The sequence below is a fragment of the Catalinimonas alkaloidigena genome, from assembly GCF_029504655.1.
Classification (GTDB): Bacteria; Bacteroidota; Bacteroidia; order Cytophagales; family Cyclobacteriaceae; genus Catalinimonas; species Catalinimonas alkaloidigena.
This window is the reverse complement of the sequence record NZ_JAQFIL010000001.1, coordinates 7,185,232-7,198,355: the sequence shown is the minus strand read 5'-3', so window position 1 is coordinate 7,198,355 and position 13,124 is coordinate 7,185,232. Positions and strand designations below refer to the sequence as shown.

The 13,124-nt window shown below is 46.1% G+C and carries 9 protein-coding genes; all 9 read left to right on the top strand.

All coding sequences use genetic code 11. The features are described from left to right. Positions 1-91: 91 nt before the first annotated feature. The 9 genes from OKW21_RS29210 (at position 92) to OKW21_RS29170 (ending at position 13,113) form a co-directional block, all read left to right on the top strand. Positions 92-1,876, top strand: a complete 1,785-nt coding sequence (locus OKW21_RS29210) for an FAD-dependent oxidoreductase (protein ID WP_277486701.1) — start codon at positions 92-94, stop codon at positions 1,874-1,876. Further along, positions 1,873-3,723, top strand: a complete 1,851-nt coding sequence (locus OKW21_RS29205; RefSeq protein ID WP_420870128.1) for a 2-oxoacid:acceptor oxidoreductase subunit alpha — start codon at positions 1,873-1,875, stop codon at positions 3,721-3,723. Before OKW21_RS29210 ends, OKW21_RS29205 begins: the two co-directional genes overlap by 4 nt. Continuing rightward, positions 3,720-4,772 carry a 2-oxoacid:ferredoxin oxidoreductase subunit beta gene (locus OKW21_RS29200; RefSeq protein ID WP_277486698.1) on the top strand — a complete coding sequence of 351 codons (1,053 nt, stop codon included), beginning with the start codon at positions 3,720-3,722 and terminating at the stop codon, positions 4,770-4,772. Before OKW21_RS29205 ends, OKW21_RS29200 begins: the two co-directional genes overlap by 4 nt. A 206-nt stretch (positions 4,773-4,978) precedes the next feature. After that, positions 4,979-6,172 carry a PepSY-associated TM helix domain-containing protein gene (locus OKW21_RS29195; protein ID WP_277486696.1) on the top strand — a complete coding sequence of 398 codons (1,194 nt, stop codon included), beginning with the start codon at positions 4,979-4,981 and terminating at the stop codon, positions 6,170-6,172. A 54-nt stretch (positions 6,173-6,226) separates the two neighbouring features. Beyond that, positions 6,227-6,886 carry an HD domain-containing protein gene (locus OKW21_RS29190; protein WP_277486694.1) on the top strand — a complete coding sequence of 220 codons (660 nt, stop codon included), beginning with the start codon at positions 6,227-6,229 and terminating at the stop codon, positions 6,884-6,886. A gap of 204 nt (positions 6,887-7,090) precedes the next feature. Continuing rightward, positions 7,091-7,918: a DUF5675 family protein gene (locus tag OKW21_RS29185; protein ID WP_277486693.1), complete on the top strand. Its 828-nt coding sequence runs from the start codon at positions 7,091-7,093 to the stop codon at positions 7,916-7,918. Continuing rightward, positions 7,915-10,302, top strand: a complete 2,388-nt coding sequence (locus tag OKW21_RS29180; protein WP_277486690.1) for an N-acetylmuramidase domain-containing protein — start codon at positions 7,915-7,917, stop codon at positions 10,300-10,302. The genes OKW21_RS29185 and OKW21_RS29180 overlap by 4 nt, the downstream gene beginning before the upstream one ends. Beyond that, the gene (locus tag OKW21_RS29175) at positions 10,302-10,934 is read left to right on the top strand and encodes a DUF4230 domain-containing protein (RefSeq protein ID WP_277486688.1); all 633 of its coding nucleotides are present in this window, start codon (positions 10,302-10,304) and stop codon (positions 10,932-10,934) included. Before OKW21_RS29180 ends, OKW21_RS29175 begins: the two co-directional genes overlap by 1 nt. Continuing rightward, entirely contained in the window at positions 10,924-13,113 is a 2,190-nt protein-coding gene (locus tag OKW21_RS29170) for a hypothetical protein (protein ID WP_277486686.1), read from the top strand. Before OKW21_RS29175 ends, OKW21_RS29170 begins: the two co-directional genes overlap by 11 nt. Positions 13,114-13,124: the final 11 nt, after the last annotated feature.

The window sequence follows — 13,124 nt, the reverse complement described above, 5'->3', positions numbered from 1 at the left end:
TTTGGCAAAGTTTGCTTATATTTTGTAAGTTTCTTTAGTATTTCCTAAGCCAGATGTAACGCTTGGCTTTGTTGATTTAAAACATAATGATTTGAGACCTACTGATACGAGCAACCCCGAGTACTTCCACAAAGTGGTGGATTGTCAATATGCCTGCCCGGCTCACACTCCCGTTCCCGAGTACATCCGCCTGATCGCTGCCGAGCGATATACCGATGCCTATATGGTCAACTGGGAGTCTAATGTCTTTCCCGGCATACTGGGCCGTACCTGCGACCGCCCCTGTGAACCGGCCTGCCGCCGTGGACGCCTGGCGGAAGAGGAAGAGCCGGTAGCCATCTGCCGCCTCAAGCGCGTAGCGGCTGACAACAAAGGAGAAGTCAAACATCGAATGCCTAAGGCTCCTGAGCAGAAAAATGGTAAAAAAGTCGCCCTGATCGGTGGTGGACCAGCTTCGCTCACCGTAGCCCGCGACCTAGCTCCGCTCGGCTATGAGATTCATCTCTACGACGAATGGCACAAAGGCGGAGGCATGATGCGCACCCAGATTCCCGCCTTTCGCCTGCCCGAAGAGGTGCTGGACGAGGAGGTGAACTACATCATTGATATGGGTATACATACCCACTTCAACCATTATGTGTCTAGCATGAAAGAGATACTGGATAAAGACTATGATGCGGTGTTTGTAGGCACTGGTGCTCCCAAAGGTCGTGACCTCAAGCTGCCTGGTAGTGAAAAAGCTGCCAAGAATATTCATATCGGCATAGAGTTTCTGGCCAGTGTCGCCTTTGGTCATGTGGATAAGATCGGTAAAAAAGTAATCGTATTAGGCGGTGGTAATACCGCGATGGACTGCTGCCGTACCTCTCGCCGGCTGGGTGGAGATGAGGTAAAAGTAGTGGTGCGTAGCCCTTTCAATGAAATGAAAGCTTCGCCCTGGGAGATATCTGATGCGCAGGCAGAGGACATTCCTATTCTGAATAACATGCCTCCCAAAGAGTTTGTGATAGAAGATGGCAAACTCAAAGGAGTCATCTTCGGTAAGGTGAGAGCAGAATATGATGAGAACGGAAAACGTAAGCTTATCCCTACCGGAGAGCCGGATGAGTTTATTGAGGCCGATGATGTGATCATTGCCATCGGACAGGATAATGCTTTTCCCTGGATAGAAAGAGACCTGGGCATTGAGTTCGGCAAATGGGATATTCCGGTACTGGACAAGACTACTTTTCAGTCTACTTTACCCCAGGTTTTCTTCGGCGGTGATGCTGCTTTTGGTCCGGAGAATATTATTACGGCAGCTGCCCACGGCCATCAGGCAGCGATTTCTATGCATCAGTATTGTCAGGGAAAAGATGTGATGGACCGCCCCGCGCCGATGACCAACCTGATCCGGCAGAAGATGGGTATCCATGAGTGGAGTTATGACAGTCCGGTGGTGATAGACAAGCGTTATCCGGTGCCGCATGCGCAGAAAACGATCACACTGACCAATCGCAAGATTGAAGTAGAATTGGGCTTTGATGAGCCTACCGGCTATAAGGAAGCGCAACGCTGTCTCAACTGTGATGTGCAGACTGTCTTCACCGAAGATGCCTGCATAGAATGCGATGCCTGCGTAGATATCTGCCCGACCAGTTGTATCACTTTTACAGATAATGGTGAGGAGGATGACCTTCGTTCCAGACTGAACGCTCCCGCAGAAAATACCTCCCAGGACTTATATGTTTCTGACATACTCCCTACCAAAAGAGTGATGGTCAAAGATGAAGACGTTTGTCTCCACTGCGGCCTCTGTGCAGAGCGCTGCCCCACCACAGCCTGGGACATGCAAAAATATTTATACAATGTAACCAAAGCTACCAAGGTGTTATGATGACAGTGAGTGCGGTTAACGATATGGTGATTCGTTTTGCCAATGTAAATGGAACGGGTTCGGCAAGTGCCAATGAGATGTTTGCCAAAGCAATTTTCAGGATGGGCATACCTGTTTCTCCCAAAAATATTTTTCCTTCAAACATCCAGGGCTTGCCTACCTGGTACGAAGTCCGCGTCAGCGAGCAGGGATATCTGGGAAGAAGGGATGGTGTGGATTTGCTGGTGGGCGTAAACCCCCAGAGCTATGCTAAAGATATAGCCTCCATCAAAGAAGGGGGCTATTTTGTTTATGACAGCACCAAGAGGCTGCACGATGACTTTATACGCGAAGGCGTGCACTACATCGGCATCCCCATGATGCAGATGTGTATGGAGCATTATGAAAATCCCCGGCATCAGCAGCTTTTCAAGAATATTGTCTATGTAGGTGCACTGGCAGCACTCTTGGTTATTGAGATGGAAGTGATACAAAACATCATCCGTGCGCAGTTCAGCAGAAAAGAAAAGCTGATTCCCCCTAACTTCAAAGCGCTGGACCTGGGTTATCAGTATGCCAAAGCACATTACAGCTGCCCGCTGGACATCCGGCTGGAGCGTCGTGATCATGTAGGAGATTCCATCATGATAGACGGTAACGCCGCTACCGCCCTGGGAGCAATCTATGCCGGGGCTACCGTAGCCGCCTGGTACCCGATTACGCCTTCTACTTCAGTGGTCAAAGCCTTTGAAACCTATGCCAAAAAGCTGCGCACTGACCCTGAAACGGGGAAGAAAAAATACGCCATCGTTCAGGCTGAAGATGAACTGGCAGCGATGGGCATGGTGATCGGGGCCACCTGGAATGGTGCCCGTGCCTTTACCGCCACCAGCGGGCCGGGAGTTTCGCTCATGAGTGAGTTTATCGGACTGGCTTATTTTGCCGAAATTCCGGTGGTACTGGTCAATGTACAGCGGGGAGGACCTTCTACCGGTATGCCTACCCGTACGCAGCAGTCTGATATTTTATCTTCGGCTTATGCCTCGCATGGCGATACCAAGCATGTGCTGCTTTTTCCCAGCACTCCGGCAGAATGTTTTGAGATGTCGGCTACTGCCTTTGATCTGGCCGACCAGCTGCAAACACCCATCATTATGATGTCTGACCTGGATTTAGGGATGAACAGCCATATGTCGCCCCCGCTAAAGTGGAACGATGTGCGTAAATATGATTTGGGTAAAGTGCTCAGTGCGGATGAGCTGGAGAAGATTGAAAAATATGGCCGTTATCTGGATGTGGATGATGATGGTATTTGCTACCGAACCATTCCCGGTACGCATCCCACCAAAGGTTCTTTCTTTACGCGGGGTACTTCCCGTGATGAGTACGCCCGCTATTCAGAAGACAGTGATGTATATGAACGCATCGTGGATAGACTGGCAAAAAAGTGGGAGACCACTAAAAGCTATATACCTGCTCCTGAGCTTTTTCAGCAAAGTAATCAGAATGAGCGAGGCATCATTTTCTTCGGCACTTCTTCTTATGCAGCCCTGGAAGCCATGGATTTGCTCAAGCAAAAAGGCATTGTGCTGGATGCCATGCGCATCAAAGCCTTTCCTTTTAATAGTACGGTAGCAGACTTTGTAGATTCCCATGAAGAAGTATTTGTGATTGAACAAAACCGCGATAAGCAGTTTCGTGCATTGCTGGTCAACGAACTGGAAGTCTCTCCCAAAAAACTAACGCCTATTTTAAACTACGGAGGTATGCCGATTACGGCAGATGCCATTATTCAGCAGATCATGAAAAAGTTACCGGCTACCGCCCCGCTGATCAGCACCAATAACCACAAAAGCAAAACATTATGACTTTCGTAAAACCTGCCTTTCGTCATCCCGGACTCCCCAAAAATAAAATCGGTTTTCGTAAAGCCGATTACGAGGGGGCTATCTCTACCCTCTGTGCCGGTTGCGGCCACGATTCTATCAGCGGAGCCATTATCCAGGCTTGCTATGAGATGGGCGTGGAACCGCACAAATTAGCTAAACTGTCAGGGATTGGCTGTTCTTCCAAAACGCCGACTTATTTTCTGGGCAACTCACACGGCTTCAATTCGGTACATGGGCGCATGCCTTCTATCGCTACCGGGGCCAATATGGCCAATCGTGATCTGATCTACCTGGGCGTATCGGGTGATGGAGATACCGCTTCTATTGGCTTAGGACAGTTTTGCCATGTACTCCGACGCAATCTGAACATGATGTACATTGTGATGAACAATGGCTGCTATGGCCTTACCAAAGGACAGGATTCAGCCACTGCAGATTTAGGTTCAGTGAGTAAAGCCGGTTCAGTCAATCCTTTTGAGCCTATTGATCTGGTAGGTCTTTCACTTGAACTGGGCGCAAGCTTTGTCGCGCGTAGCTTTTCAGGCGATAAGACACAGCTGGTCCCCCTTATCAAAGCGGCTATGTCTCATCCCGGCTTTGCCTTATTAGATGTGCTTTCTCCCTGTGTTACCTTCAATAACAATAATGGTTCTACCAAGTCTTATGATTTTGTAAGAGATCATATTGAGGCTACTTCTACTGTGGACTATGTGCCGGAGAAAGATGAAATCACCATAGATTATGAGGAGGGGACTTCATCCTCAGTAGTCATGCACGATGGTTCCCTGATACAACTCAGTAAGCTTAGCCCTCACTGGAACCCTACGAATCGGGATTCTGCGGTAAACCGTTTGCAGGAAGCTAAAGCTAAGGGTGAAATCCTTACTGGCCTGCTTTATATTGACCCCAAAAGCAAAGATTTGCACAAGATACTGGATACCGTAGAGCAACCGCTCAATAGTTTGAGAGAAAAAGACCTGATGCCCGGCCAACAAGCTTTGGACAAGATCAATGCCTCCTTCCGTTAAGCGAATGAGAGCAAACTTGTTGATTAGGACACAAATTTATAAACACCCTGATTCCTCAGTCCGGGAAATCGTAGTGAGTTTATAGAATTTGATAGGGAGAATTCCTGCTTTTGTAGATTTCCGTGAAATTTCTTTAGAGATTGTTTGTAACAAAAGTGTTTTGCTATTTATTTTTGGTCTAAATAAAATTTAGACTCTGCATTACTATGGCAAAAGTAAAGAACTCATCCGGCTGGAAGCGCACCAGAAAACTTTTTAACGACATTCACCTTTGGATGGGAATAGGCAGTGGCCTTATCCTGTTTTTAGTTTGCCTGAGTGGAACCATCTATACCTTTCGGGAAGAGGTAGAAATGCTGATTGAACCCGAAAAATACAGCATAGATGTGCCGGAAGATGCGGAACCCATGACTGCTGAAGCCATTATAGAACAATTACAGCAGCAGCCCGGAGGGATCATTGCTTCCATTAGCATACCTCATGCAGAGGATGAGCCTTATGCGGTAAGTATCAAAAAATCAGAAGAAGAACGTAGGGGAACTACCTATTTTGTTAATCCTTATACGGCCACAGTACTTGGAACATCCGACAGTCCGGCTGCCGGTTTCTTTATGTTTATGTTCAGGCTACATCGTTGGTTGCTCCTGGATAGTGCTATTGGCCGACCCATCGTGGGAGTTGCCACCCTCATTTTTGTTTTTCTTATTCTCAGTGGTTTGGTAATCTGGGTTCCGCAAAAAGTAAAATCATGGAAACAAGGGCTCAAAATCAAATGGAATGCGAACTGGAAGAGAATCAATCATGATTTGCACAATTCATTGGGCCTTTATTCTTCCATACTTTTGCTCATTATGGCCCTTACCGGCCTCTGCTGGTCTTTTGAATGGTATAGAGATGGTTTGGGAGAAGTGTTGGGGACGCAGGTATTTGGGAGAAGAGGAGGGGGAGGAGAACCCCTGAGTTCAACCTTACCCGTTCAAAATGCGACTCCTTTGACAGTAGCAGAGCTTATGCACATCAGCAACGAAACGCTTCCTTATAAAGGAGATCATCAGATTTCTCTGCCTAAAGATTCAGTTGGAACAGTTTCTATCTCCAAACATAAAACCGGCTTTTTTGCTCCTTCAGCTACTGACAGGCTACAGCTAGACCAGTATAGTGGGGAAGTTCTGGCTAGTGAGATTTTTGCCGAGAAGCCCTTCAACGAAAGGATTGCTGCCTCCATCAAGCCTTTGCATATGGGCTATGTGTACGGTACCTTTTCCAAGATAATCTATTTTGTTGCCTGCCTCGTGGCTACTTCCCTGCCTATTACGGGAGTGATAATCTGGATTAATAAGCTGAAGAAAAAAGCGAAAAAAAAGCAAAGCAGACGAAAAGCAGTCACTACTTCAGCCTAAGCTTGAACGACTGGTGTGCTGCCTGCCAACTCAGCAAAAACCTATAATGTAATAATGCTTGTAGATCAGGAAACTGTAATTCAAAAGACCATAGATTTTGTGAAAGAGACCTTATCTGATGCTGAAGGGGGGCATGACTGGTGGCATATTTTTCGTGTTTGGAACCTCTCAAAGCACATCGCCCAAACGGAAGATGTTGATATGTTTGTGGTTGAACTGGGCGCTCTACTTCATGATATAGCGGACTCAAAATTCCATGATGGTGATGAAGAAATTGGCCCTCCCAAGGCAAGAGAATTTTTAAGTACGCTGAATGTTGAAGAAGCCATAATTACGCAGGTTGAAAATATCATTGCGAACATTTCCTTCAAAGGGGGTAGAGCCCCTCAGCAATTCAAATCCCCGGAACTGGATGTCATCCAGGATGCTGACCGGCTGGATGCCATGGGAGCCATTGGTATAGCCAGGACCTTCAATTACGGAGGATATAAAAACAGGGAAATCTACAATCCTGAGATAAAGCCTAACTTTACTATGACTAGGGAAGAGTATAAGCAGAGCAAGGCCCCTACCATCAATCATTTCTACGAGAAACTTCTGCTACTTAAAGAAAGGATGAATACCTCAACTGGCAAAAAGATGGCCGAACATAGACATCAATTTATGGAAGCTTTTCTTGAGGAGTTTTACCAGGAATGGAATGGCAGTGTTTAGGTGCAGAACCCAATAGCAGATTATACGCTTAGATACCACGGCCATTTCATTGCGATAACTTCATTACGACAATTTCATTGCGACAAACTGACTTATTAGTCGGCTGCCTAAGCATTTATGAATGGGAAATAATACCTAGTGAAAACTTTCAAATCCCACTATTTTTTATAACTTTGGATAGACTATCGACCTAAACTATCCACCTTGACACGCCTCGCGGCATTATTATTTATAGCGCTTCTCACGGTCGCTATTTTACTATTTCTCACTAATCCTGAGTTGCTGGAAGAGGTTTGGTTATGGATCATAGGTTTTATCGGCTACATCATAGCGCTGGTCCAGAAAGGCTTTCAATCTGTAAAAGAGTTATTCAAGCGTGAAACCGTTGGTCAGGATAAAGAAAAGAAGAATATAAATATTCCTCCCCCTGTTGTAGATAGCACTAAGCCATCCGGCGAAACACATCCCAAAATAGATCAGCTACAACAAAAAATTGCCCAGCTTGAACAACAACTGAATGCCGGAGAAAGTGCTTATGCCTCTCTATCTGCCAATACCCTGACGGTCTTGCGCTACATAGATGACGGAGAGTCTACACTGGGCTTGCTGTTCCTGCGCAAGAAATTCTTTGCCTATACTTTGGAGGATACCTTTCGGAAAGAAAAAATTGCGGGAAAGACCAGAGTCCCGGAAGGGGTGTACCCTCTGGATTTTAACAAAAACCTCACGCCGCTGACCAGGCAGTACCAAAAGAGCCGCCCCTGGTTTGATTATCACCTGGAAATCAAAAACATACCGGATTTTCAGAATGTCTATTTGCATGTGGGCAATACCCATAAAGATACGGAAGGCTGCCTGCTGATTGCCGACGGCATTGATGCAGCCAGCACTTCAAAAATGATAACTTATTCAAGAAAAGCTTACGAAAGATTTTATAAAACCATCGGCGCGCTACTTAAGTCGGGTGAAGAGGTGCGGATCAGCATAATGGATGAGGACTGGTTTGAGCGCAGTAAACTCCAAACAACATGAAAGCCTCCTCCAGAACCCTTATGTGGACGCATATCATCTTCATTGCTCTCATCGTGCTGGCAATAGTCCTCTTTATCTTTTGGGGCAGTGGGGCTGAAGCTTCAAACGTATTATTGCCGGTAGGCATAGTGGTGGTGGTTGGCATCAGCCTGATCTACAGTGCAGTGTTCAAATACTTCAGTACTGAAGTAAAAGGAAAGACTGAGAGCGGCAATCCTTATCATAAATTCTTCTTTGCCGGTACGAATGTCCTTACCCTCCTGCTCACAGTGATCGGCATATTCGGGGGGTTGTTTATTTACATAGAACATGGTAACCTCTTTCAGGCAGTAGGGCTGGTGGTGTCCATCATCTGGATTGCTGTATTTCTGAGGTACTTTATGTGGGCGGTTTACAATTACAATATTAATTACGGCCTTACGGACAAAGACTGGGATAAGATTTTTGAAGCCCGAGAGATGGCAAAGATGGGTTATCCGGTGAACCCTGGGGAAATGGAAGGTCCTGACAAAAATCCTTACCGTAGCCAGACCTTTGGCCTGCCGCCCGGCACAGTGCGGGGGATGATCGCCTTTACCTTGCTCTTTGGCGGCCTTTCGCTACTCATAGTAAGCTTTGGCAGTGAATATACGGCTAACGAACTGGCTTTGGTACGGCAGCAGTTTGAGTTTTTTGAAACCGCCTTCCTGATGATGATTGCCTTTTACTTTGGCGATAAATCATTGAAATACCTGCAAAAAAGATGGAGTCGCCCTGCTTCGCCGGCTGCTCAGGGAGGCCCCTCCGATGAACAGCAACAGCCACGGCCTTTTACCAATCAGCTGGATGAGGATGACATGGATTTTGTAGAGGAAGAGCGTTCATTTTCTCATAGCGAGGATGAGGAGAAGCGTCCGTTCCTAGGCAAAATGCGGGAGGCTTTGTCGGTAAAAGCACCAGTAAAGGATGAAGACAAACCCAGGGGGATGTTTGTGCAGATCAGGGACAATCTTTTCAGCAGGGTGCTCAGTGATGAGGAAATAGAAAAAGCTCTGCTGCACCTGGAGAAAGATGAACAGGTCAAACTCTCCATGCCGGTAGTAAAGGCTATCATCGCTGTAGAATCTTCCGGCAGAGGACACCTGCCTGACGGTAAGCCTAAGATATTGTTTGAAGGGCATAAATTCTGGCAATGGCTGGAGAAAGCAGAGATAAATCCTAAGCTACTGGAGGCAGAGCATCCTGATATCATTTACGAAAAATGGACCACCAAACATTATAAAGGTGGCACAGGTGAATATGATCGTTTAAAAGAGGCCAAAGAAATCAATGGTAAAGATGATAAAAATATCCAGCGAGCAGCCATTTACTCTGCTTCCTGGGGGCTTTTTCAGATACTGGGTGAGAACCTGGAGCATTATATCCGAGGGAGAGTTCAGCCCGATAAAGTAGCGGAAGGTAACCCATACTTTTATAAAGATGTGTTTGACTTTGAGAAAAAGCAGGAGGTTTCAGAATACTATCATTTTCTGGACTTTCTGGAATTCATCAAAACCAAAACCGCCCGGGGCAAACGCCTGATTGACTACATCTCTGAGGACAATCAGGGTAATTATGACTGGGCTACTTTCGCTTATGGCTACAATGGCAGGGGCTACAAAGAGAACAAATATGATGTACGGCTAAAGGCTGCTTACGAAAAGTACGTAATCCAGTATGGGACAACGACCACCCCTCTACATAGAGGAGGCTTTATTCCCATCATAGATGCCGGGCACGGCGGGCTTAAAAACGGAAAATATACCACCCCTGCTTCGGTTGGGAAACGCTATAAGTTTTCGGATGGCACCCAGATCTACGAAGGAGAGATCAACCGTAAGATTGGTAAAATTCTGATAGAAATGCTGAGAGAGGCGGGCATCGCTTGTCACGACCTGACCGTAGACACAGTAGAAGATGTAAGCTTGAAGGAGAGAGTTGACCAGGCCAATACCTTGTTCGCAAAGAACCCTAACTGTTATTTTCTTTCCATCCATAGCAACTCGTCTACCAAAGCATTGGAAGGGGAGGGCAATCATGCCCGGGGCTTTGAAGTATGGACCAGCGTAGGGGAGACCAAAAGTGATGCCTTAGCCAGTATCGCTGCCAAATGGTATAAGCATGATTTTCCCGAATTCAAATTCAGACAGGATATGAGCGACGGCGACGAGGACAAAGAAAAAGAAGAACAGTCTGAGACTTTCTACGTACTTCGGAAAACCAGGTGTCCGGCCTTTTTGGTGGAAAATCTGTTTTACGATAACCGGCTGGAAGCGGAGTTTTTGTTGAGCACGCAGGGGCAAAGAAGAATCGCCCGTTGCCTGTTCAATATCGTCAGGGAGATCCACTATAAATTCCATGCCTGATGCGGACAACAAGTTACCATATGATCTCCTGGCTTTTTGTTGGGTTCCTCTGCCTGTCAGCATGCCAACAGGATAAACGGGGATTGGTAGTCGGTAAAATTCAGAATGCCAGTGACCTGGCTACTACGGAATTTACGGTAGACAAAATTGTGCATGGCACCAAAACCCGTAAGCTTTCCTGGTTTATCAAGCTGAGTGAAGCCCGCTTCCTGGCTTATTCACAGGCCAAAATTAAATCGGGCATAGACCTAAGTAAGATTGAGCAGGAAGATATAGTAATAGAAGGTAAACGTATTAGCCTGCAACTGCCCCCGGTGGAGGTAATTAACTTCTCTTATCCCCCTTCCAGCTTCGTGGAAGATTCGCTGATTTCTGATACCCGTGCCTTTCTGAATACCATCAGTATAGAAGATCAGGAAGAATTTTTTCGGCAGGCTGAGCTGGACATCCGCAGCAATCTGGAATACATGGGCATCGTAGAGACCACGCAGGAGCATACCCGCACTTTACTCAGGCAGTTGCTCAAAGCTTTGGACTATGAGGAAATTTATATCACGTTCAAAAGTAATAAACTCGTGATTGACCAGGTAAATCTGCTATCGGCAGAGGAAAGTTCAGAAGATGATGATTAGCCTGATACTCAAAAACTGGAGGTTTATACTGGATGCTGTCCTGATCATAGCATTGGTGCTGTTGGTATTCCTGTGGAATCCTTTCGGGATATTCGGCGGAGGGTTGAAACTGGGCACTACCACCAATATGGTGACTGAGATCAGGGAGATTGGCCAGCTTGTTACTGCTGAGTATTATGGTGAAGTGATTGCCTCTATTGATGAGTCCCGGCTCAGTCTGATAAAGCGGGATTCAATAGATCAGCGGGCCAATCTCATGTATGCCGATCTTAAGCTGGCTTTATATAATCTTTATCAGTTTCAACAGATTCCAAGAGAAGAAAGGATACGGGAGTATAAAGAGAACAAAGACTTATATCCTCACCTCAACTTTCTCAACTGGGGCAGAATTTTTAAGCAGGATGTAGACCGGAAAAATATTCTGGATAAACTAGAGCACCACAATCCTGATTTCCGGCAAACCAACCTATACGGAGAAGTGATAGAATACCTCTGGCGTGAGCAAATGGGTAATGACGAAAGTGAAAGCTGGGATGTGAAAGAACGGCATGAAGAACAAGTACTTTTTATGCTGTACACTAATGTGGCACAAACTTCAAAAGCTAATTCGGCAGGCTTACAGGTATATCTGAGCGAAGGATTTGAGAATGCACAGGATTTCATTGCCTTCTACAACGAGGATTTCACCTCCGAACTGCCTAAAGTAGAGCAAAAGAAAAAACTGGCCATGGTGGGCCGGGGCTGGGTGAAAGCGGGCTTTGATTTTGCTAATTTAGACGAACAGTCTTTCTACTTTCATGAAGAATCTTCGGAGCTGCACTTCTTTGGCTTTGAACCCAAGATTCTGAATGCGGATATCAATCCCTGGTTTATCCCTGAAAAAGGTATTCCTGGTTTTGAGATTATTGATTACAATGGCAGGATTAGCTTCAAAGATGCAAAAAAGGTAAAAGAGCACTGTATCCACAAGCTTACGCTTTATGCCCATCGGGCGGATATTCTGAGCAATGCGCAAAAGCAGGGAGAGGAAACCCTGAAAAGCTTTTTCTCCCTGCTGACCGGTAAGGAAGTGAAGCAGGTGCATTTCCATCATGACAAGCTGGTGCAGATAGCGGATGAAATAGCTCAGGATGAATTTGTCAACTATTACGAAGCTATGCTGCTGGATTCATTGATCACGGAAGAGATCCGCCTGATCGATTCTTTACGAGATACGCGTTTCAACCGCACCAATAATCTGCAAAAGATACAGGTGAAGCAAAACCTGCTGAAATCTACCATCGGCAGGCTAAGAAACCTGCCCTTTGAAGATATGGATACTCCCTTCGGTTACTATTCTGCTGCTGGCTATCGCATGGCCCTTGACCAAACACTTGACCCGCAGGAACGCAAAACACTGGAGCAGGTCCGCTGGAATAATCTTCAGCACAAAAAAGATACCCTCTCCCTGAGCTTATGGTACGAGGATAGCCTTAGTTTTATGATGGAGTACAATGCCACGCTGAGCTACCTGATGGAGAAAAGCAAATGGATAGAAAGTATCAGGGACACCGTCTTTGTGCCGGATGATAGTATAACGTGGAGAGAAGATGTAGACACTGCTTATACCGTGCTGGATACAACCTGGCTGGGAGATAGTTTGCAGTTGAGCTTATCCCGAAACGATAGCATCACCAAACTTCAATACCTGCTGGGTCAGCTGCATCCTTTTCACTATCAGAAAGATACTTTCACGAACTTCATCCGATCCCGGGCCTTATTAGGAGCGCAGGTTTCTTCTACAAAAGATACCACTCTTGCAGCAAGTCATCATCTTACGTGGGTGTATAATGACGAGCCCGCAGATGTGATGCAAAGCCTGAACATTTCTCCTGAGCATTTCATTAACAAACATATTTTAGCTCAATCCGAAAATGGCCTACAGGCTGATTCACTGTATTTTGTTTTCAATGGCGATCCGGTAATCTTACCACTGGATACCAGCAAATTTACAGCTATACTCAATGACACGCAGATCCAAGAGATGATTCGCTATTACCAGTTATTGAGACAACAGCATCATACTTTTAGAAACAAAGGTACTATCGTCAGGGCCAGTGAGTGGGTACAGGCGAAGCTATCCGACCGCAGGCGTCTGGAGTTTAGCTTTGCTGAAGTGAAAGACTATCTGGAAAACTAAGTGGACACATT